This window comes from Bacillus cereus group sp. BfR-BA-01408, assembly GCF_022663305.1.
In the GTDB taxonomy this organism is placed as follows: Bacteria; Bacillota; Bacilli; order Bacillales; family Bacillaceae_G; genus Bacillus_A; species Bacillus_A pacificus.
Map to the genome: position 1 here is coordinate 1 of NZ_JAKUFF010000070.1, position 22038 is coordinate 22038.

A 22038-nucleotide genomic window follows, 5' to 3' on the forward strand; every position below is an offset into this window, starting at 1 on the left:
GTAACAATCATCGACTTAAGTGCAGAACGTCTTCGTCAATTAGATGACATTTTCGGAAACCAAGTAAAAACTTTAATGTCTAATCCGTACAATATTGCAGAAGCTGTAAAAGAGTCTGATCTTGTAATCGGTGCAGTATTAATCCCAGGTGCAAAAGCGCCAAAACTTGTAACAGAAGAAATGATTAAATCAATGGAACCTGGTTCTGTTGTTGTAGATATCGCGATTGACCAAGGTGGTATTTTCGAAACAACTGACCGTATTACAACTCATGATAACCCAACTTACGAAAAACACGGCGTTGTTCATTATGCAGTTGCAAACATGCCAGGTGCGGTTCCACGTACATCAACTCTTGCATTAACAAACGTAACAGTACCATACGCAGTACAAATTGCTAACAAAGGCTACAAAGAAGCTTGCTTAGGCAACTCTGCATTACTAAAAGGTATTAATACATTAGATGGCTATGTAACATTCGAAGCAGTTGCAGAAGCTCACGGTGTAGAGTACAAAGGTGCTAAAGAATTATTAGAAGCAGAAACAGTATCTTGCTAATAGAAGCATTATACAAAACAAAATCGAACAATATATAAACCAACATGATAAGAGCTAAGAGTGAATATCTCTTAGCTCTTCTTGGCAAAAGGGGGCATACATCGTGGCCAACCTATTTAAAAAGAAATCCGTTACGCAATTGTTAGGGGAAAGTAAAAGTAAAACTTTAACGAAAACGCTAGGGGCATTTGACCTAACAATGCTAGGGATTGGTGCGATAATTGGTACAGGAGTACTAGTATTAACAGGATTAGTAGCAGCAAGAGATGCTGGTCCAGCAGTTATCTTTTCATTCATGATTGCAGCGATTGTTTGTGGATTTGCAGCATTATGTTATGCAGAAGTTGCATCTACACTTCCGGTTTCAGGTAGTGTGTACACATATTCATATGCGACAATTGGTGAGTTTATTGCCCATCTAATGGGATGGACATTACTATCTGTATATGTCGTAACAACTGCTGCAGTAGCAGGTGGATGGACAGGTTATTTTAATAACTTAGTGAGTGGATTCGGATTAGAAATTCCAACAGAGTTGTTAAAGATTCCATCACAAGGTGGGATCGTGAATTTACCAGCAGTAGTCATTACATTAGTTTTAACTTGGTTACTATCAAGAGGTACGAAAGAAAGTAAGCGTGTAAATAACATAATGGTATTAATTAAAATTGGTATTGTTATTTTATTCATTGCAGTTGGTGCGTTCTACGTACAACCAGAAAACTGGACACCATTTGCACCATACGGTATTAGCGGAATCTTTGCCGGCGGAGCAGCAGTATTCTTTGCTTTCTTAGGATTTGATGCATTAGCAACTTCTGCTGAAGAAGTAAAAAATCCACAACGTGATTTACCGATTGGTATTATTGCTTCGTTAGTTATTTGTACAATTATTTATGTTGTAGTATGTCTCGTTATGACAGGTATGGTTTCTTATAAAGAATTAGATGTACCAGAAGCTATGGCATATGTGTTAGAAGTTGTAGGACAAGATAAAGTAGCAGGTGTAATCGCAGTTGGAGCTGTAATTGGTATTATGGCTGTAATCTTTGCTTACATTTATGCAACGACACGTGTATTCTTCGCGATGAGCCGTGATGGTTTATTACCAAAATCATTTGCGAAAATTAATAAAAAGACAGAAGCACCAGTATTTTCAACTTGGTTAACAGGTATTGGTAGTGCTTTAATTGCTGGATTTATCGATTTAAAAGAATTATCGAATTTAGCGAATATTGGAGCATTGTTAACATTTGCGATGGTAGGTGTGTCAGTTATTATTCTTCGTAAAACACATCCGAACTTAAAACGTGGCTTTATGGTACCACTTGTACCAACGCTACCGCTTATTTCAATCGCATGTTGTCTATTCTTAATGTTTAACCTACCATTAACAACATGGATCTACTTCGGTATTTGGTTAGCAATTGGAGTAGTTGTATACTTTGTTTATTCGAAAAAACATAGTCATTTAAAAGACGATGGAAGTTCGCAGGATAATTTAGAACAAGCTAATTAAAAGCTTAGTTAAAAGGGATATAAGTATAGTAAGCCTTGTGCGTCTAGGGAACGCGCAAGGCTTTTTCTTTTGTGCAAAGTGTATATTCTTTTTGTATGAGAATGTAATGGATGCGGAAAATATGTGTAGATCTTTTTAAAATGTGAACGAAATGTTCAAAAAAATGTATGAGATTTCATTGACACATATGAATGGACGCTCATATAATAAAGGTATAAGATATATGAATGATTGTTCATATGTTCAAATAAAGAGGTGAGCTATAATGGCTGGAAATAAAGTAGAAACACCACAAGAGACATGTTCTCAAACGATAATTCATGAAGAAGTTGTTGATCAAGTAAAACAAACAATTCCAACGGATGAAAGTTTAAGTAAAGTAGCAGAATTATTTAAAGTATTAGGCGATCGTACACGTACGAGAATATTACATGCGTTATTTGAAGCTGAAATGTGTGTTTGTGATTTAGCGTATTTATTAGGAATGACACAATCATCTATTTCACATCAGCTTCGTGTGTTAAAGCAAGCGAAACTTGTAAAGAATCGTAAAGAAGGAAAGGTCGTTTATTATTCGTTAGCTGACCAACACGTAATTCATATCTTCGAGCAAGCGTTTGAACACGTAAACGAGGAAGAATAAATAGAACGCGAGGAGGGAGAACGATGGCTGAAGCATTAGTGAAAAAGAAACTGATGTTAGAAGGTTTAGATTGTGCGAACTGTGCAATGAAAATTGAAAAAGGTGTTGGAAATATAGAAGGAGTAAATTCTTGCTCTGTAAATTTCGCGACAAAAACAATGGTTTTAGAAACAGCGCAAAATAAAGAAAGTGAAGTTGTTACAGAAGCAAAACAACTCGTTACAAAATTAGAACCGCACATTAAAGTGCAAGAAGAAAAAAACACAAAAATGGCAAAAGAAGTGTTTATATTAGAAGGTTTAGATTGCGCAAATTGTGCGATGAAGATTGAAAATAAAGTTAAGGAAATGCCGACGGTTTCAGCAGCAACTGTTGATTTCGTATCAAAGAAATTACGAGTTGAAGTAGCGAATAAAAGGGAACTAGAAGCGACTGTAGCTAATATAACAAATGTCGTTCAAAAGTTAGAACCAGATGTGAAAGTTGTTCGTGAAGAAAAGGGTGGTCATGACCATGGACATAGTCATGATCATGGTGAAGCAAATGTGAAAAAGATGGTAGGACGATTAGTGGTCGGCGGAATTTTGACAGCAATTGCTGCATTAGCTGGCTTACCACAAATGATCACAATTCCGTTATTCGTCCTTGCGTATGTATTAATCGGTGGAGATATCGTTTGGAGAGCAGTAAGAAACATAACTCGTGGCCAAGTGTTTGATGAGAACTTCTTAATGGCAATTGCAACACTAGGAGCTTTCGCAATTCAACAATACCCAGAAGCGGTTGCAGTAATGTTATTCTATCAAGTAGGAGAACTATTCCAAAGTATTGCGGTAAACCGTTCTCGAAAATCAATTACTTCATTAATGGATATTCGTCCTGATTACGCGAATGTAAAGGTTGGAAATGAAACGAAACAAGTATCACCAGAAGATGTACAAATCGGCGATTATATTATCGTGAAACCTGGTGAGAAAGTACCGTTAGACGGAAAAGTAGTTGAAGGAACATCAATGGTAGATACTTCAGCATTGACTGGTGAATCTGTACCACGTGAAGTTGAAATTGGAAATGATGTATTAAGTGGTTTTGTGAACCAAAATGGTGTATTAACAATTGAAGTTACAAAAGAATTTGGTGAATCAACTGTATCAAAAATTTTAGATTTAGTTCAAAATGCAAGCAGTAAAAAAGCGCCAACAGAAAACTTTATTACGAAGTTCGCGCGTTACTACACTCCAGTTGTAGTAATTACAGCAGCAATCATGGCGTTTATTCCACCACTTATTTTAGAAGGAGCTACATTCTCGGATTGGATTTATAGAGCTTTAGTGTTCTTAGTAATCTCTTGTCCATGTGCGTTAGTTGTATCTATTCCTCTTGGATTCTTTGGAGGTATCGGTGGCGCATCTAAAAGTGGTGTGTTAGTAAAAGGAAGTAACTATTTAGAAGCTTTAAATGATGTGAAATATATTGTTTTTGATAAAACAGGCACATTAACAAAAGGTGTCTTCAAAGTTACAAAAATGGAACCAAGCGAAGGCATTACAAATGAAGAATTATTAGAGTATGCAGCATTTGCTGAAGTGTATTCTAACCATCCAATTGCACAATCGATTCGAAATGCATATGGAAAATCAGTTGATGAAAAAATAATCGATGATTATAACGAAATTTCTGGTCACGGTACAGTCGTAAAAGTACAAGGAAAAGAAATTTTTGCAGGTAATGCTAAATTAATGAGAAAAGAGAACATTACATTTAAGCAACCAGAAACAGTAGGTACATTAGTTCACGTTGCTGTAGATGGAAAATATGCAGGTTATATTGTTATCTCTGATGAGGTAAAAGAAGATTCAAAACAAGCAATTCAAAAGTTAAAAGAACTAGGCATTAAGAAGACAGTCATGTTAACTGGTGATGCAAAACCAGTTGGTGAAGCTGTTGGTAAAGAATTAGGTTTAGATGAAGTTCACGCAGAACTATTACCGCAACAAAAAGTAGAAGAGATTGAAAAAATTGATGCAGCGAAGCATGGAAAAGAAAAAGTTGCTTTCGTTGGTGATGGTATTAATGATACACCGGTATTAGCAAGAGCCGATGTTGGTATTGCAATGGGTGGTTTAGGATCAGATGCAGCAATTGAAGCAGCAGATATCGTTATTATGACTGATGAGCCTTCAAAAATTGCAACAGCTGTAAACATTGCAAAACGTACACGACGCATTGTGTGGCAAAATATTATCTTTGCATTAGGGGTAAAAGGATTAGTTTTACTACTTGGTGCTTTCGGTATTGCAACAATGTGGGAAGCGGTTTTCTCAGATGTTGGTGTGACACTACTGGCAGTGTTAAATGCAATGCGTGTACTAAGAGTGAAAGATTTATAAAGTGAAACTTTAATCAGTGGGGGGGGCTTTATCCCCCACTGATTATTAGTTGAACCAATCGGGCTTTTACGGGCAGTTGATCCCCCATCTAACGCCTTTGCTTTCGCTGAATTTTGAGGTGGGGGGTCTTACTGCCCGTTAATGCGGGATAAAAAAGAGGACGCAACCTGCGTCCTCCTTTTTTAGGTTATTCTGTTGAAATTGACTCAATAAAATAATAACAAATATTATTTCGAAAATAAATAACGTAATATTAAAATTTACAAATAAAAAATATTTGTCTTGTTATTTTAATATATTTTTTACAAAGATATATAGCATTGAAAAAACAGAGAAGGGCAGTTTCTCTGTTTTATTTTTGTATATTTTTTTCAACTTGTTCTCGAACAGTTTGAATGTAATTCATTTTATGATCCCAGCATTCTTGACTTAAATCGACAGGGTATTCTTCAGGATTTAAAGTTCGCATATATTCTTCCCAAAATAGTGCGAGACTTTGTTCATTATATTTTTGAATATCTAATATGCCTGGTAGTTCATATGTTCTTTCACCGTTAACGAAAATGTCTTTATGCAGTTCGCGTGCTTCAAAGTTGGTTACAAATTTACTTATATACGTGTGAACAGGATGAAACATTTTTAGGCGCTCTTCTTTTCCTGGTTCTTCACAATCTAATGCAATATAATCGCCTTCAGCATGATCGTTCACTCGATTGATAATGCGATAAATTCGTTTCAGTCCTGGAGTAGTAATTTTTTCAGGGTTAGATGAAATTTTAATTGTATCATTTAATTTTCCATCAGTATCTTCAATCGCAACGAGTTTATAAACAGCTCCTAAAGCTGGTTGCTCAAAGGATGTAATCAATTTTGTTCCAACGCCCCATACATCAATTTTTGCTCCTTGAGATTTTAAATGCATAATGGTGTATTCATCTAAATCGCTAGAGGCAATAATTTTTGTATTTGTAAACCCAGCTTCATCTAGTAGTTTTCTTGCCTTTTTAGATAAATAAGCCATATCACCACTATCGAGGCGAATTCCGTAAAAATCGATGCGATCCCCGAACTCTTTCGCCACGCGAATTGCATTTGGAACACCAGATTTTAATGTGTCATATGTATCAACGAGAAAGACGCATTTTTTATGAGTTTCAGCGTATTTCTTAAACGCAACATATTCATCACGGTATGCTTGAACGAAAGAGTGTGCATGTGTGCCGGCTACAGGTATTCCGAAGCGTTTCCCAGCCCGTACGTTACTCGTAGATGAGAAACCACCGATAAAGGCAGCACGTGTACCCCAAAGGGCTGCATCGAACTCGTGGGCACGTCTTGTGCCGAATTCTAAAAGTTCATCGTTATTTGCAGCGTGCTTCATACGAGCTGCTTTCGTTGCAATTAATGTTTGGTAATTCACAATGTTTAACAGGGCGGTTTCAATAATTTGTGCTTCGCCGAGCGGTGCATCGACACGTAATAAAGGCTCGTTATTAAAGACAACTTCACCTTCTTGCATACTTCGAATCGTCCCAGTGAATTTCATATTTTGTAAATACTGAAGAAATTCTTCTTCAAATTGTAATTCTGCTAAATAAGCGATATCGCTTTCGGTAAAGCTGAAGTTTTCTATGTACTCTACAATTTTTTCAAGACCAGCAAAAACAGCATAACCATTCTCGAATGGAAGTTTTCGAAAGTATAAATCAAACACCGAGCGGCGGTTATGAATACCATCTTTCCAATATGTATAAGCCATATTAATTTGATATAAATCTGTATGTAAGGCATAGCTATCGTCTTTATAATAAGTCATCGCGAAAACACCTCCATAATTTGGTTATAGTATACCAATTTTTCAAGGCTCGTAGCAAAGAATGGATATGAAAGTATAGTCAAGAGGGAAAAAAATGAAATATTGCATATTTTTTAGAAAATTAACATTTATCAATTTATATTTCTCAAGATTTTATGTATTATTAAAGTAATGGGGGTAAATGAGAATGGAGGAGGACAATGCAACAAACATTAGAAAAAATAGGCAAACAAGTCTTTTATAAGCGGCTACAGCAAAAAATGACACAAGAAGAATTATGTCAGGGCATTTGTTCTGTCTCATACTTAAGTAAAATCGAAAATGGAAAGATCGAAGCATCAGAAGAGATTCTACAATTGCTCTGCGCAAGATTAGAAATTGCCGTGACGGATTTGAGAGATGTAGAAGAAGATGTGAAGGGGAAGTTGGATGAATGGCTGAATGCACTAATTCGTTTGGAGAAGGCACAGGTTGAACGTATCTATAATGAATTGCAAGAAGATATGCAACATGTTTTAGATTTTGAAATCATAAATTATTATAAACTACTTAATATACGTTATTTACTGATGAAAAGAGATTTGCCAGTAATCGCAGAAGAATTAGAGAGGCTTAAGAAGGCATATAAGAAATTCTCACCTTTTCAGAAGTTGTTGTATACGTATAGTAAAGGATTATTATGCTGTTTACAATATAAGTGGAAACAGGGATTAAGTTATTTATTAGAGACAGAAGCTATGGCAAAAGATCTAGGATATCATGAGACAGGAATTTATTATAATATTGCTCTTACTTATAGTCATTTGGAAATTCAACATCTTACGTTACACTTTGCAAATATTGCACTAGAAGCATTTAGAAATGAGTATAAATTTCGGAATGTGATAAACTGTCAAATTCTTATTGCATTAAGTTATGCGGAACAAGGGCAATATGAAGAAGCTCTAGCAATGTATGAGAGCATACTGCGGGAATCAGAGGCTTTTGCGGATAAAGACGTTCTAAAGGCTATTACTTTAAGTAATATTGGGAATATACACTATAAAAAGAAAAAATATAATCAAGCAAAAGATTATTATTTAGAGAGTTTACAACTTCAAAAACAAATAGATTTAAATTATATAGACACATTATATGAAATGGCATTAGCTTGTATTAAATTAGAGCAGTTTGAAGAAGCAAGAGAATGGATTGATAAAGGTATTGTTGCTGCCAAACGTGAAGAGAGATTTAATACAAAATTATATTTACTGCTCATGCTTCGTAATAAGTATTTTGAAGAGGCGCGAGAGTATAAACAATTTTTGGAATTAGAAGCTATTCCGTTTTATAAATCAGCAGGTAATAAAATAGAACTGAAGAAAGTATATATGGAGCTTGCGGAATATTTTTCTAAATCACTAAACTTTGAGCAAAGTAATCACTACTATAAGCTAGTTATTGAAATGTTAGAAAGTCATAAGGAGGATGAAAAATGAAAAAAGCATTAGCTGGAATTTTAGCAGTTGCAGTAGTACTTACAATTGTCGGTGGAGTACAGTATACGAGTAAACCAGATACTTACGGATTAGATTCTAGTGTATCACAAACTGTAAATGTATAATATTAAAAAACCCCTTTCCAACCGGAAAGGGGTTTTTCAATATTTGTTCCCCAAAATTCTACAATACTTGAGAAAATAATTATTTGAATTTTTAGTATATTAATAGTGAAAACATAATGCTAATATGAAACTACTCTTTTTCAAAAAATAATTTATTAGGGGGAAGGTTCATGAAAAAGAAAAGTTTAGCATTAGTGTTAGCGACAGGAATGGCAGTTACTACGTTTGGAGGGACAGGCTCTGCGTTTGCAGATTCTAAAAATGTACTCTCTACGAAGAAGTACAATGAGACAGTACAGTCACCGGAGTTTATTTCTGGTGATCTAACTGAAGCAACTGGTAAGAAAGCAGAATCTGTTGTGTTTGATTACTTAAACGCGGCAAAAGGTGATTATAAGTTAGGGGAAAAGAGTGCGCAAGATTCTTTCAAAGTGAAACAAGTGAAGAAAGATGCTGTAACTGATTCAACGGTAGTACGTTTGCAACAAGTATACGAAGGAGTACCTGTATGGGGTTCTACGCAAGTAGCTCATGTGAGTAAAGATGGCTCTTTAAAGGTATTGTCTGGAACAGTTGCGGCTGATTTAGACAAAAAGGACAAGCTGAAAAATAAAAATAAGATTGAAGGCGCAAAAGCGATTGAAATCGCACAGCAGGATTTAGGAGTAACGCCGAAATATGAAGTAGAACCAAAAGCTGACTTATATGTATATCAAAATGGTGAGGAGACAACATATGCATATGTGGTAAATCTAAATTTCTTAGATCCAAGTCCAGGAAACTACTACTATTTTATTGAAGCAGACAGCGGTAAAGTATTAAATAAATTTAATACAATCGATCATGTGACAAATGATGATAAGTCACCAGTTAAACAAGAGGCTCCTAAGCAAGATGCAAAAGCAGTTGTAAAGCCTGTTACAGGAACGAATAAAGTAGGGACTGGTAAAGGGGTATTAGGAGATACGAAGTCGCTTAATACAACATTATCTGGATCTTCTTACTATTTACAAGATAATACGCGCGGAGCAACGATTTTCACATATGATGCGAAAAACCGCTCAACATTACCAGGAACGTTATGGGCGGATGCTGATAATGTTTTCAATGCAGCGTATGATGCAGCGGCAGTAGATGCTCATTATTATGCGGGTGTCACGTATGATTACTATAAAAATACATTTAATCGTAATTCGATTAATGATGCAGGAGCACCGTTAAAATCAACAGTTCATTACGGAAGTAATTATAATAATGCATTCTGGAACGGATCACAAATGGTGTACGGAGATGGTGATGGTGTAACATTCACTTCATTATCTGGTGGTATTGATGTTATTGGTCACGAATTAACGCATGCAGTTACGGAAAATAGTTCTAATTTAATTTATCAAAATGAATCAGGTGCGTTAAATGAAGCAATTTCTGATATCTTTGGTACATTAGTAGAGTTCTATGATAACCGTAACCCAGATTGGGAGATTGGGGAAGATATTTACACACCTGGTAAAGCGGGAGATGCGCTTCGTTCTATGAGTGACCCTACGAAGTATGGTGACCCAGATCATTATTCTAAGCGTTACACGGGTTCAAGTGATAACGGTGGGGTTCATACAAACAGTGGCATTATTAATAAACAAGCTTATTTATTAGCAAATGGCGGTACACATTACGGTGTAACTGTAACTGGTATCGGTAAAGATAAGCTAGGTGCAATTTACTACCGTGCAAACACACAATATTACACGCAATCTACTACATTTAGCCAAGCTCGTGCTGGTGCAGTACAAGCTGCAGCTGACTTATATGGTGCGAATTCTGCAGAAGTAGCAGCAGTTAAGCAATCATTTAGTGCTGTTGGTATCAACTAAGGCTTTAGAGGATAGCTATTAATAAAATACCTCAAAAATAAAGAAGGAGCATAGGCTCCTTCTTTATTTTTTTCTCCATTTTTTCCACAAATAATACAACCCAATGCAACCTGCGATTGTTACAATCCACTTCGCTTCATTTGTGCCATTCATGACATGGTATGCAGAATATACCTCGATTAACAATGCCGGTATTTTACCTATTGTACTGGCAATACTGAAGGATAGTAATGACATTTTGCCTAGAGCTGCAAATAAAGTCACGATACTAGACGGAATGAAAGGAATGAGGCGGAACGATAGGACGAGTAGAAAGGCCTCTCTACCTTCTACATAAAGTAGGCGTTCTACCTTTGGATACTTATTTACTTTGCTGTGAGTGAATTTCTGAAGACCTATACGATAAATATAAAACGAGATAATAGCCCCTAATGCCTCACCAGCGATCGAAATAATAGTTCCATTTGTTACACCAAAGAGCTGTATGTTAATAGCGGTCAAAAAAATACTAGGGATAACGCCTAAAAGACTAATGACTATGTTGATTAAGATGCTAAGTGGAATTGCGATTGAATAATAGTCTGTTAAGAAGTTTTGAATTGTTTCAGCCATTGTTTAAAATCCTTTATCTTTTTTTGCATTACACCATATTTCCATTGTATAGGCAAGTGCAAATTTACATAATGTAGAAAACGTTGATAAAACACCATTCATATACCTTATATAGGTATTAGGTATGTATAATAAGGGGTATATTTTAATAAATTAAAAAACACCAAATAAACCCTTTATTTAAAGGGTTTATTTGGTGTTTTTATAGGTGTTTAAACTTGGGAAATAATTATAAAAACATAGGGGTATATTTATAAAAGGTCAAAAATAGCGGTTTTATGAAAAATAGATGAGGAATTTGAAAAATGTATATGTTTTTTCGGTGTGAAATTGACTTTTAGTGAAGTTACGATAATAATCATGAAAGAGGTGATATGATGAAACGAATAAGTAGTCTTTTCGTGAGTAGTTTATTGGCACTCATGCTGATCTTAAGTGGATGTGCAGGAAAAGAACAAAAAACAGAGAAACAAACAGGGAATCAATCGGCATCAGTAGAAAAAATTAGTGATAATATTTTAGATGAAATGGAAGGGCCACCTAAAAATGGTCACACGATTGAAAGACATGTAGGCAAATCAGAAGAAGATCTGAAGAATCGCTTGAAGACAGATAAAGTATCAGCAGCAAGTACATACTATGACAAGGAAACGGCAACGAAAGCTGTAAAAGATAGTTTGAAGCAGCATGATAAGGAAATTCAAGATTGGTTAAAAAATTCTAAAGAGGCTCGTCTCGTATTAAATACAACACATTCATTCCCGGTTGGAAAAACGGTAATAAAGAAAAATATGAATGTAAAAGACAAGTTAGTCAAAACTGTTACTGTTTTAGCGAGAGATAAGTCAGGAGATTTAGGATATAAGATCATTACTTCTTATCCATCTGATAAATAAGAAGGGGGAGTAAATATGTATACGACATTACAATATTTTTTCAAATCGTATTGTACGTTAAGTATCCATGAAGATGAAGTAGTAGGCGTGATGGAAGAGTTTATAGAGCAAGAGGACGAAGAAATTGTTTTGAAATTACGCGATGAATTATTATATATGAAGAAAAAGGATGCTTGGGAAGAGGCGTGCGTATTAGCTGCGAAGCAAGGAAATCGTATGTGGTCGTTAGAAGAAACGAAAGACCATCTTGCAACCTTTTTAGTATTATTGCAAAAGAAAAAGGCGTGACTTATTCACGCCTTTTTCTTTTTGAAATTTGTTCGTTTAATAGTGTCTTATTCTTTTGGAGCGCTTTTATATACGCTTTTTGAAATTTGCCCATTAGATATTACTTCACCGTTTTGTGTAACTTTTTTATATGTAACTGCTGTTATTTTATCATTAGTTCTACTAATTACTTGAGAAGAAACTTCAACATTTTTACCAGTATTTGTGCCGAAAATACGTGTAGTAATACTACCTCCATTTGAAAATGCTTGAATATAAATATGATTGCCTGTATTGTTTTTAAATTTTAAATCTGGACCATAATCTGCTACTGCTGCATCTTGCCCAAGTGGTAAATAATTTACGGGCATAGAATGATTGCTTCGAGAAACAATTCCTAAATCTGCTCTTAAAGCTGCGCTATATAAAGTACTACTAACTTGGCAAACGCCTCCACCTGCACTTTGTATAACTTTCCCTTGTGAATATACAGCTGCGGATTTATAACCATGAGCAGCATCCGTTACGCCAACGCGGCCATTAAAACTAAATGTTTCATCAGGTGCGACAATCACTCCACTTAAAGTATTAGCTGACTTATTTACGTTAAAGGATTGATTCCCATTACGACCAGCCATTGGAGTTGAATATTCAGCAATTACTTCTTTAATCCCCATTTTCTGTATATCTTCTGTAGAACGTTCAGGCTTTAATAGTGTAACGGGTAATGTAACGTCAGATGTGCCAGAAGTAATGGCTTGCTGCGTTAAATCAGTTAACTTTTCTTTATCGATTTTTTCTCCATTTTGGCTCTGGCTAATATTTACTGTAGTGCCTTCAATACTTAATTCAGCATTAACGGGATTTTTTAATGTTTCATTATATTTATCCTTCATAAAGTTTTTATAAGCAGTTGTATTTAATTGAGGTGTTAATTTATAGTCACGTTTTACTTCACCGTTCTCAGCTTGTTTCCGCATTTTGTAACGATTTATTGCGTTGCCTTCTTGTTCTTTAAAGATTTTGTCGATAATATCTTTTTCTTTATAATTTATCCCTAAATCTTTCCATGTGTAAGTTTGTTTATCGTTTTGGAATATGTACGTAAGTGATTTTTGATCTAATTCAGTGATTTTTTGATTAATAATAGCTTGAATATCTTTTTTATTTTTTCCATCGAGAGAAATACCTTCAAATGAAGTATTGGGTAATGCAGTAGTATCTAATTGATTATTTAGTTTGGATACATATTGATATCCGCCAACACCGCCAACACAAAGTAATATGCCTCCAGCAATTGCAGAACCGATCAGTATTTTACTTAGCTTCATTTATTTCCCCCCAGAAATTTTTGTATAAATATATGTATTACATTTTTTGTATAAAAATGATGAAAATAACATTATGTACGTACTAGTATACTATTATTTTCACTATGTGTGTAATGTTTTTATAAAAAATGTTACACTGTTGTAATAATTGTCTCTTTTTGTCACAATGTGTACGAAAAATATGTTGAAAATTATAATAAAAAGGCTGTCTAGAAAGTTCTAGCAGCCTTTTTATTATAATTTTTTATGTTCATTTTTATTCGTAACACCGAGATGTTCTTGTAGTGTTGTCGAAATCGTATTGACGCTTTTTTCGTTTGGAACGTAATAATAAATACCACCTATATATTTATCAGTACCTTCTACTTGCATTTTGTCCATTTTTAAATTGGAATCCATTGAATTTTTTGCAATTGTCATCATATCATCAAAAGTTAAATTTGTTTTTAAGTCTTTATCGACAGCGTCTAATAGACCACCGATCTTATTAATGGAATTAAGTGATAGTGCTTTTTGAGCGATAGCTTCTAAAACAAGCTGTTGTCGTTGACCGCGCATATAATCACTATCGATATGACGAGTTCTTGCTAGTGCCAGTGCTTCCTCTCCATTTAAATGTTGACGTCCCTTTTTAAGGTGAACTGCATCTGCTTCATCTTTACTATTTTGTTCTGTGAACTCCACTGGAACATCTACAGTAATCCCACCAAGGGAATCAACAATTTTGATAAAGGATTTAAAGTTGAATTTTACATAGTAGTCAACTGGAACATCTAAAAAGTTCTCTACCGTATCAATCGTGCTATCTACACCACCGAATACGTGCGCATGTGTAATTTTATCGTATTTATCACGTGATTTAATGTATACACGTGAATCACGTGGAATACTGACAAGCTTAACAGATTTATCGTTTTTATTAATTGTGGCAAGTAATAGTGCATCTGTACGAGTTGCTTTTCCGTAATTTTTGTCCCTGATTTCACTTTCATCAACCCCCATAATGAGTACAGAAATGTTATCAGTCATAGGTTTAACGGCTTTTTCACGTTTGCTGGATTTATCCCCACGGCCCAGTTCAGAATAGGCATTACTTAACACAGACTTTGCTTTACTGTATATATGGAAGGAATAGCCTCCGGCTCCAAGTGCTACAACCAGTAATGGAATAAGCAGGAACCAAAGTAGGCGTTTTTTCTTTGAGCGTCCTTTTTTGGCTCGAGTATCTTTGTTCATATCGGATTTCATCATTTTTTCTCCTTTAAAACTATCAAAGTATATACATCTAGAAGCGCATTCAAACACATAAAAAATATTGTACGCTAAATAAAAGCGATTGTACATGTATAAAAAATAGATGTCTTGATTATTTATAAAGACATCTATTCGTTATTGTATACAAAAGATAGGGAGAAGAAAATGATAAAATTTTACCTAATTACAACATAATGCTTACGATAATTGCAGATAAAATGCTAACGAGAGTTGCTCCGTATAGTAATTTAAGGCCAAATCTGGCAACGACGTTTCCTTGTTCTTCGTTTAATCCTTTTACCGCACCTGAAATAATGCCGATAGAAGAAAAGTTGGCAAAAGAGACGAGGAAGACAGAAATAATACCAACTGTACGAGGAGAAAGGCTATTAGAAATTTTACTAAGATCCATCATGGCTACAAATTCATTCGTTACAAGCTTCGTTGCCATAATGCTACCAGCTGTGACAATTTCAGTACTTGGTACACCGATAAGAAATGCAATTGGTGCAAAGACGTAGCCGATTAATTGCTGGAAAGTAATGCCGAATATAATGAGGAATAGATCATTAATGCAGCTAATTAATGCGACGAATCCGATAAGCATAGCACCGACAACGATAGCTACTCGAAAGCCATCTAGAATGTACTCTCCAAGCATTTCAAAAAAGCTTTGCTTTTCACCTTTTATTTCTAAAATATCTTCGTCATCCCTCACGTCGTAAGGGTTAATGATAAGTACGATAATAAAGCCGCTAAATAAATTGAGAACGAGTGCGGTTACTACATATTTAGGTTCGATCATTGTCATATAGGCACCTACGATAGACATAGATACAGTTGACATGGCAGATGCACAAAGTGTATAAAGACGGTGTTTTGGAATTTGAGCTAATTGTTTTTTGACCGTAATAAAAACTTCTGATTGGCCGACAATGGCAGATGCGATAGCATTGTAAGACTCTAATTTCCCAAGACCATTTATTTTGCTAAGGAAGTAACCAATCCAACGAATGAAAAATGGTAGTATTTTGAAATGTTGCAATATACCAATTAAGACGGAAATGAAGACAATTGGTAATAAGACAGTAAGGAAAAATGGCATTTCACCTTTATTGGCAAGGCCGCCAAATACGAAGTTTATACCATCAGCAGCATACTCGAGTAGCTTTGTAAACAGACTAGAAATGACCCGAATAAGTATGAGGCCAAATTCTGTATTTAATAATAAATAGGTTAAAATTAACTGTATAATAAGCATGATGAAAATAGGTTTCAATTTAATATGTTTCTTATTGTTACTAGCAATATAAGCAAGGAAGAAAACAACGATAAGTCCTACGAAAAAAGTAATAAATTTCATAGTAAGCCCCCTAATAGAGATATTCTGCTATATATGTTTTTCATTTCAAGGGAGAATATGCATCTTTGGTAAAGAAAGGAAGAGAGAGAGTATGAATATATGTAGAGTACACCACGTTGCAATTATTTGTTCAAATTATGATGTGTCAAAAGATTTTTATACCAGGATATTAGGTTTTAAAGAGGTAAATGAGGTATATAGAAAGGAACGAGATTCTTATAAGTTAGATTTATGTGTAGGGGGAGAGTATCAAATTGAATTATTTTCATTCCCAAGTCCACCTGAGCGCCCGAGTTTTCCAGAAGCGTCTGGACTTAGACATTTAGCATTTGCTGTTACAAATATAGAAGAGGCTGTAAAACATTTAAACGAATGTGGTGTTGAGACTGAGTCGATACGTATTGATGAAATAACCGGAAAGAAATTTGTTTTTTTCCAAGATCCGGATGGTCTACCTTTAGAATTGTATGAGGTTTGAAATTGGTGAATTTTATATAGGGTTGCTTTTGAGTAAATGAAGAAACTAAAGTGAAACTTCTTTTTTAAAGGAGGTGTCACTTTAGCTAAGAAAGCTAAAGGATATATGTGGATATTTTAAAATTACTGATGGTAGTCATTCTTATTGCATTAACAGGTTTTTTTGTAGCTGTTGAGTTTGCAATTATTAAGGTGCGTAGCAGTCGTATTGACCAACTCGTTAGTGAGAAACGACGAGGAGCATTGGCAGCAAAAAAAGTAACTTCAAATTTAGATGAATATTTATCAGCATGTCAGTTAGGTATTACAATTACCGCTTTAGGACTTGGGTGGTTAGGCGAGCCGACTATAAAACATTTACTTGAGCCGTTGTTTTTAAAACTACACCTATCTTCTGCAATTGCAAGTACCGTTTCATTTATTATTGCTTTTGCAGTTATTACGTTTTTACATGTTGTTATTGGTGAACTTGCTCCTAAGACGTTCGCCATACAAAGAGCAGAGCAAGTTAGCTTATTATTATCGAAGCCACTTATTTACTTTTACAGAGTAATGTATCCGTTTATTTGGGCTTTAAATGGTTCTGCAAGGCTTGTAACAGGACTATTCGGGTTACATCCAGCTTCTGAGCATGAAGTTGCTCATTCGGAAGAAGAATTACGATTAATCTTATCTGAGAGTTATGAGAGCGGGGAGATTAATCAAAGGGAATTTAAATATGTAAATAATATTTTTGAATTTGATAATAGAGTAGCAAAGGAAATTATGGTGCCTCGTACGGAAGTTGTAGGTTTATATGAGGACGAACCATTTGAAACACATATTAAAATAATTGCACAAGAAAAATATACGAGGTATCCTGTATTTGGTGAAGATAAAGATGAAATCATTGGAATGGTTAATGTAAAGGATTTATTTATTCGTTATATGGATGGTAATCGGGACGAGGAGTGCTCGATTATGCCATATACAAGGCCGGTTATTGAAGTGTTAGAAAATATTCCAATTCATGATTTACTATTACAAATGCAAAGAAAACACATTCCATTAGCTGTTTTGTATGATGAATATGGTGGTACAGCGGGGATTGTTACATTAGAAGATATTTTAGAAGAAATTGTTGGAGAAATTCGAGATGAATACGATGAAGATGAACACCCGCCTATAGAGCATATAAGTGAAGGGTGTAAAATTGTAGAGGGGAAAGTGCTTATTAGTGAAGTAAATGATTTATTTGGCATCCACTTAATCGCTGATGATGTAGATACAATTGGTGGCTGGATTATGGTACAAAAGCAAGTCGTTGCTGAAGGAGATATTATTGAAAAACACGGCTTTTCTTTTAAAGTTCTAGAAAAAGATATGCATCAAATTAAACGAGTGGAAATAAAGAAGGGAGAAGAATGATTTTCTATAAAAGATATATGTAGAAAATTAAATGTTTGCGCTTTCAAAAAAGGTGCTATATAGTGAAGGTGGACACTGAAAAATTCTTCTGAATGATACTCGTATTTTTAGAGGGCGAATTTTTTAAATAGGGATTTAGAATGAAAAGTATAGGTGATGAAAATGATAGCAACGAAGGATATACGTATAGAAAAAGATTTTTTAGGTGAAAAGGAAGTACCAAGTAGAGCTTATTATGGTGTACAAACATTACGTGCGGTAGAAAATTTCCCGATTACAGGGTATCGCATTCATCCATCACTCATTACGGCAATGGCAATTGTGAAAAAAGCGGCGGCACTTGCAAATATGGATACTGGTTACTTAGCGAAAGACATTGGACACGAAATTGCAGAGGCAGCACAAGAAATTGTTGATGGGAAATTTCATGATCAATTTATTGTAGATCCAATTCAGGGCGGTGCTGGAACTTCTATTAATATGAATACAAATGAAGTAATCGCTAATCGAGCGTTAGAACGTATGGGATATGAAAAAGGCGAGTATGCAAAAATTAGCCCAAATACGCATGTAAACATGGCTCAGTCAACGAATGATGCGTTTCCAACGGGAATTCATATTGCAACTCTTATGATGTTAGAAGAACTTCTTATTACAATGGAAGAACTTCATGCTGCTTTCCTTGCAAAAGCAAAAGAGTTCGATCACGTCATTAAAATGGGACGTACGCATTTACAAGATGCTGTTCCGATTCGTCTTGGACAAGAATTTGAAGCGTATAGCAGAGTGCTTGCGCGTGATATAAAAAGAATTAAACAATCTCGCCAACATTTATATGAAGTGAATATGGGGGCGACAGCTGTTGGTACGGGATTAAATGCAAACCCTACCTACATTGAACAAGTGGTTAAACACTTACGAACATTTAGCGGATTCCCACTTGTTGGTGCAGAGCATTTAGTTGATGCAACACAAAATACAGATGCATACACAGAAGTATCTGCAGCATTAAAAGTATGTATGATGAATATGTCTAAAATTGCGAACGACCTTCGTATTATGGCATCTGGTCCACGTGTTGGATTGGCGGAAATTCAATTACCAGCTCGTCAACCAGGTTCATCTATTATGCCAGGTAAAGTAAATCCTGTTATGGCAGAAGTAATTAATCAAGTCGCTTTCCAAGTAATTGGTAATGATCACACAATTTGCTTAGCGTCAGAAGCAGGACAACTGGAGCTCAACGTAATGGAGCCTGTGCTTGTATTTAATTTAATTCAATCTATCAGTATTATGAATAACGGATTCCGTGTATTCCGTGAATATTGTATTAAAGGAATTACAGCAAATGAAGAACTGCTGAAGCAATATGTTGAGAAAAGTGTTGGAATTATTACAGCAGTTAACCCTCATATTGGTTATGAAGTAGCATCACGTATTGCACGTGAAGCAATTGAAACAGGAAAATCTGTTCGGGAGTTATGTTTAGAACATGGTGTACTGACAGAAGAAGAATTAGATATTATTTTAGATCCATTCGAAATGACGCATCCTGAAATTGCTGGTGCTTCTTTACTAAAGAATAAGAAGATGTAATGTAAAAAAACACCGATCCATTTGGATCGGTGTTTTATTTTAAAAGATATTAAATACAGCGTTTAATTGAAGTAAGCTAATGATAGCTAAGAAGATTAAACTGTATTTCATTGCTGTTTTAAATAGGGCAGATTCTTTACCAACTAGTCCAACTGCTGCACAAGCAACTGCTACAGATTGTGGTGAAACCATTTTTGCCATTGTACCACCTACTACGTTTAATGCAACAAGAGTAGAAGGAACGATGTTTAATTGATCTGCAGTTACTGCTTGAAGCGGTGCGAATAATGAACCACTTGATACTACTGAACCTGTAATGAATACGCCAATCCATCCTAAGATTGGAGAAAGAATTGGGAATGCATTACCAGTAGAAGAGAATGCAAGTCCAAGTGTAGATGACATACCAGAGTAGTTTTCCACGTAAGCTAAAGCGATAACACTACAGATTGTATACACTGGAGCTTTTAGTTCTTTTATTGTTTCAACCATTAATTCTTTAACCATTTTACCTTTTACGCGGTACACGATAAGTGAAACGATAATTGCTAATACGATTGCAGTAGTTGTAGATGAGAATACATCAAATTTGAAAACCGCTGCGAAAGGTGTATCAGCTTTTGTAATTGGTGTAGTTTTCATAACAGCGTTATGAAGACCAGGGAATTGAATGTTAAATACTAGGTTTGCTAGTGCGCCATCCGGAGCAAATAAAGCTTTAATTGGTTTTAAATTAAAGATTGTTACAAATGCAGTTAAGAATACGAATGGAGACCAAGCATATAAAATTTGATTGAATGTATGAGATTCTTTTTCTTCGTGTTTTTCTTCTTTAGCAGAAGATTTTGGCTGCCAAACACGTAAGAATAATGCAAGAGAGATCATACTTACAACGGCTGCGAAAATATTAGTAAGTTCTGCACCTAAGAAGTAAGTTACAACGAACTGAGTAATTGCGAAAGAAATACCACTTACAAGAATACCTTGCCAAGTTTCTTTAATACCTTTAATTCCATCGACCATTGAAACAAGTAAGAAAGGTAATACAATACTAATGAATGGTAGAATAAGAACAGTTTGACGACCGATAGTTAATGCATCTAATTCAGTTAATTGTGCTGGTACTGTAACTGGGATACCCATAGCGCCCATAGCACCACCAGCGATGTTTGCTACTAAACAAATACCTGCTGCTTTTAATGGATTAAAGCCCATACCTACAAGTAGTGCAGCTGTAATAGCAACTGGAACCCCTAGACCAGCTGCGCCTTCTAAGAAAGCACCGAAAGAATAAGCGATTAATAATACTTGTAAACGTTGATCATTTGTAATGCTTGAAATACTATCACGAATGATGTTGAATTGCTCTGTTTTAACAGTTAATTTGTAAAGGAAAATTGCTGCGATAACGATAGTACAAATTGGGTAAAATCCGGATAAAATACCGAATCCGGCAGATGCTACAGCTACTGTTGCTGGCATTTTATAAACGAATATAGCAAGAATAATAGCGACAATCACACTGTAAAGCCCAGCGATATAACTTTTCATTTTCAGTCCCATTAAACAAATGATGAAGCAAAAAATTGGAAGTGCTGCGATTAGAGCAGATAACCAAATATTGTTTAATGGGTCATAAATTTGTGTCCAAGTACTCATAATAATGACAACTCCTATCTATTTTATGTGAAGAAATTCACATTATTTGTGAAACTATTCACAATCAACTTACATGCTTAGTATATTCTCCTTCAACACTATTGTCAACGTAAAAAAGTATAATTATTCCATAATAGTGTTAAAAGAAATGCTTTGTTCATAAAGTAGACAAAAAGCCCACTCAAATCTATTTGAGTGGGTGAGATAAATGATTTACATATTCTTTTCTTATAGTTGTTTATACATTATTGATCCTACAGCTCTATAATAGAGACCGTCTTTGTATTAAATATAGAGCTGCAGAATGTACCGCTTGCCCTATTTGATCAAGTTAGGAGTGGGACAGGAAATGTATTTAATAGGAAGTATTCCATCATAGTTCAAGCTAGTGAATATGAATTAAAAAGTAATAAGTTAATATTTAATGTTACGGCAGCTCTTTTTACTGAAAATTCCTTTTAGCGTAACAAAGAGGTTAAATATAACCCAAATACGTTACGATAGGTTATCAATTATAGACGGTATTTTACAATATCATTACTGCACATTGCAATGAGGTAAAAATATAACAAAAAGCCTGATAAAACAACGTTTGCAAGCAAAGTATTTGCAGCCCGTTATTTTGCTTTTTCGTTATATCGTATAGTATAATATTCAAAATCAGCAAGGAATTTTTCCTGAGTCCTTTGCTGGTTAAGGTGGAAAAATTTTTCAGCTTTATAGGTTGATAAAGTTATGTCGTAACAGGAAATATAAGAACAGATATATAAATAAAT

Annotated in this window: 17 protein-coding genes and 1 pseudogene; 12 read left to right on the forward strand and 6 right to left on the reverse strand. The window is 35.0% G+C overall.

Annotated features, from left to right (window positions below; genetic code table 11):
• From MR083_RS21625 to MR083_RS21640, 4 genes and pseudogenes are all read left to right on the forward strand, one after another.
• Positions 1 to 558 (forward strand): annotated as a pseudogene (locus MR083_RS21625) (alanine dehydrogenase); the annotation flags it as partial.
• A gap of 103 nt (positions 559 to 661) precedes the next feature.
• Positions 662 to 2077, forward strand: coding sequence for an amino acid permease (locus tag MR083_RS21630; RefSeq protein ID WP_001284877.1), 1416 nt, complete (start codon positions 662 to 664; stop codon positions 2075 to 2077).
• Positions 2078 to 2342: 265 nt separating this feature from the next.
• Positions 2343 to 2720, forward strand: coding sequence for an ArsR/SmtB family transcription factor (locus MR083_RS21635; protein ID WP_000918377.1), 378 nt, complete (start codon positions 2343 to 2345; stop codon positions 2718 to 2720).
• 23 nt (positions 2721 to 2743) lie between these two features.
• On the forward strand, positions 2744 to 5110 hold the full coding sequence (locus tag MR083_RS21640) for a heavy metal translocating P-type ATPase (RefSeq protein ID WP_000796590.1): 2367 nt from the start codon (positions 2744 to 2746) through the stop codon (positions 5108 to 5110).
• Positions 5111 to 5462: 352 nt separating this feature from the next.
• Here the strand turns inward: MR083_RS21640 and MR083_RS21645 are convergent, their stop codons facing one another.
• Complete coding sequence (locus MR083_RS21645; RefSeq protein ID WP_000222901.1) at positions 5463 to 6926, reverse strand: nicotinate phosphoribosyltransferase; 1464 nt, start codon at positions 6924 to 6926, stop codon at positions 5463 to 5465.
• 200 nt (positions 6927 to 7126) lie between these two features.
• On the opposite strand from MR083_RS21645, the gene MR083_RS21650 reads away from it, so the two are divergent.
• The 3 genes from MR083_RS21650 (at position 7127) to MR083_RS21660 (ending at position 10400) form a co-directional block, all read left to right on the forward strand.
• A complete protein-coding gene (locus tag MR083_RS21650; protein ID WP_001187924.1) occupies positions 7127 to 8404 on the forward strand; it encodes a tetratricopeptide repeat protein in 1278 nt (425 codons plus the stop codon).
• Complete coding sequence (locus MR083_RS21655) at positions 8401 to 8529, forward strand: NprX family peptide pheromone (protein WP_000709401.1); 129 nt, start codon at positions 8401 to 8403, stop codon at positions 8527 to 8529. The genes MR083_RS21650 and MR083_RS21655 overlap by 4 nt, the downstream gene beginning before the upstream one ends.
• Positions 8530 to 8699: 170 nt before the next feature.
• Positions 8700 to 10400, forward strand: a complete 1701-nt coding sequence (locus MR083_RS21660) for a M4 family metallopeptidase (RefSeq protein ID WP_000730367.1) — start codon at positions 8700 to 8702, stop codon at positions 10398 to 10400.
• A gap of 63 nt (positions 10401 to 10463) precedes the next feature.
• Here the strand turns inward: MR083_RS21660 and MR083_RS21665 are convergent, their stop codons facing one another.
• On the reverse strand, positions 10464 to 11012 hold the full coding sequence (locus tag MR083_RS21665) for a TVP38/TMEM64 family protein (protein ID WP_000852208.1): 549 nt from the start codon (positions 11010 to 11012) through the stop codon (positions 10464 to 10466).
• 377 nt (positions 11013 to 11389) lie between these two features.
• Between MR083_RS21665 and MR083_RS21670 the strand changes: the two genes are divergently transcribed.
• Together MR083_RS21670 and MR083_RS21675 are read left to right on the forward strand one after the other, a co-directional pair.
• A complete protein-coding gene (locus MR083_RS21670; RefSeq protein WP_000822717.1) occupies positions 11390 to 11908 on the forward strand; it encodes an RNase A-like domain-containing lipoprotein in 519 nt (172 codons plus the stop codon).
• Positions 11909 to 11923: 15 nt separating this feature from the next.
• Entirely contained in the window at positions 11924 to 12196 is a 273-nt protein-coding gene (locus MR083_RS21675; protein WP_000288789.1) for a hypothetical protein, read from the forward strand.
• Between the two features lie 47 nt (positions 12197 to 12243).
• On the opposite strand, the gene MR083_RS21680 is transcribed toward MR083_RS21675, so the two are convergent.
• From MR083_RS21680 to MR083_RS21690, 3 genes are all read right to left on the reverse strand, one after another.
• On the reverse strand, positions 12244 to 13506 hold the full coding sequence (locus MR083_RS21680; RefSeq protein WP_000777344.1) for a VanW family protein: 1263 nt from the start codon (positions 13504 to 13506) through the stop codon (positions 12244 to 12246).
• Positions 13507 to 13740: 234 nt separating this feature from the next.
• Positions 13741 to 14757: an LCP family protein gene (locus tag MR083_RS21685; RefSeq protein WP_014893323.1), complete on the reverse strand. Its 1017-nt coding sequence runs from the start codon at positions 14755 to 14757 to the stop codon at positions 13741 to 13743.
• A gap of 187 nt (positions 14758 to 14944) precedes the next feature.
• Entirely contained in the window at positions 14945 to 16123 is a 1179-nt protein-coding gene (locus MR083_RS21690) for a NupC/NupG family nucleoside CNT transporter (RefSeq protein ID WP_000668861.1), read from the reverse strand.
• Between the two features lie 91 nt (positions 16124 to 16214).
• Between MR083_RS21690 and gloA2 the strand changes: the two genes are divergently transcribed.
• From gloA2 to aspA, 3 genes are all read left to right on the forward strand, one after another.
• Positions 16215 to 16601 carry an SMU1112c/YaeR family gloxylase I-like metalloprotein gene (gene gloA2 / locus MR083_RS21695; RefSeq protein ID WP_001017669.1) on the forward strand — a complete coding sequence of 129 codons (387 nt, stop codon included), beginning with the start codon at positions 16215 to 16217 and terminating at the stop codon, positions 16599 to 16601.
• 107 nt (positions 16602 to 16708) lie between these two features.
• Positions 16709 to 18007, forward strand: a complete 1299-nt coding sequence (locus tag MR083_RS21700) for a hemolysin family protein (RefSeq protein ID WP_000353306.1) — start codon at positions 16709 to 16711, stop codon at positions 18005 to 18007.
• Between the two features lie 162 nt (positions 18008 to 18169).
• Complete coding sequence (gene aspA, locus MR083_RS21705) at positions 18170 to 19603, forward strand: aspartate ammonia-lyase (RefSeq protein ID WP_000562154.1); 1434 nt, start codon at positions 18170 to 18172, stop codon at positions 19601 to 19603.
• A gap of 39 nt (positions 19604 to 19642) precedes the next feature.
• Here the strand turns inward: aspA and MR083_RS21710 are convergent, their stop codons facing one another.
• Positions 19643 to 21262, reverse strand: a complete 1620-nt coding sequence (locus MR083_RS21710; RefSeq protein ID WP_046646284.1) for an L-lactate permease — start codon at positions 21260 to 21262, stop codon at positions 19643 to 19645.
• Positions 21263 to 22038 lie beyond the last annotated feature (776 nt).

What these genes read in the sequence shown, in the direction of transcription:
- MR083_RS21660 (WP_000730367.1), top strand. Translation starts at nt 8,700, where the DNA reads ATGAAAAAGAAAAGTTTAGCATTAGTGTTAGCGACAGGAATGGCAGTT.
- MR083_RS21710 (WP_046646284.1), bottom strand. Translation starts at nt 21,262, where the DNA reads ATGAGTACTTGGACACAAATTTATGACCCATTAAACAATATTTGGTTA.
- MR083_RS21670 (WP_000822717.1), top strand. Translation starts at nt 11,390, where the DNA reads ATGAAACGAATAAGTAGTCTTTTCGTGAGTAGTTTATTGGCACTCATG.
- MR083_RS21640 (WP_000796590.1), top strand. Translation starts at nt 2,744, where the DNA reads ATGGCTGAAGCATTAGTGAAAAAGAAACTGATGTTAGAAGGTTTAGAT.
- MR083_RS21650 (WP_001187924.1), top strand. Translation starts at nt 7,127, where the DNA reads ATGCAACAAACATTAGAAAAAATAGGCAAACAAGTCTTTTATAAGCGG.
- MR083_RS21665 (WP_000852208.1), bottom strand. Translation starts at nt 11,012, where the DNA reads ATGGCTGAAACAATTCAAAACTTCTTAACAGACTATTATTCAATCGCA.
- aspA (WP_000562154.1), top strand. Translation starts at nt 18,170, where the DNA reads ATGATAGCAACGAAGGATATACGTATAGAAAAAGATTTTTTAGGTGAA.
- MR083_RS21655 (WP_000709401.1), top strand. Translation starts at nt 8,401, where the DNA reads ATGAAAAAAGCATTAGCTGGAATTTTAGCAGTTGCAGTAGTACTTACA.
- MR083_RS21685 (WP_014893323.1), bottom strand. Translation starts at nt 14,757, where the DNA reads ATGATGAAATCCGATATGAACAAAGATACTCGAGCCAAAAAAGGACGC.
- MR083_RS21690 (WP_000668861.1), bottom strand. Translation starts at nt 16,123, where the DNA reads ATGAAATTTATTACTTTTTTCGTAGGACTTATCGTTGTTTTCTTCCTT.
- gloA2 (WP_001017669.1), top strand. Translation starts at nt 16,215, where the DNA reads ATGAATATATGTAGAGTACACCACGTTGCAATTATTTGTTCAAATTAT.
- MR083_RS21680 (WP_000777344.1), bottom strand. Translation starts at nt 13,506, where the DNA reads ATGAAGCTAAGTAAAATACTGATCGGTTCTGCAATTGCTGGAGGCATA.
- MR083_RS21675 (WP_000288789.1), top strand. Translation starts at nt 11,924, where the DNA reads ATGTATACGACATTACAATATTTTTTCAAATCGTATTGTACGTTAAGT.
- MR083_RS21645 (WP_000222901.1), bottom strand. Translation starts at nt 6,926, where the DNA reads ATGACTTATTATAAAGACGATAGCTATGCCTTACATACAGATTTATAT.
- MR083_RS21635 (WP_000918377.1), top strand. Translation starts at nt 2,343, where the DNA reads ATGGCTGGAAATAAAGTAGAAACACCACAAGAGACATGTTCTCAAACG.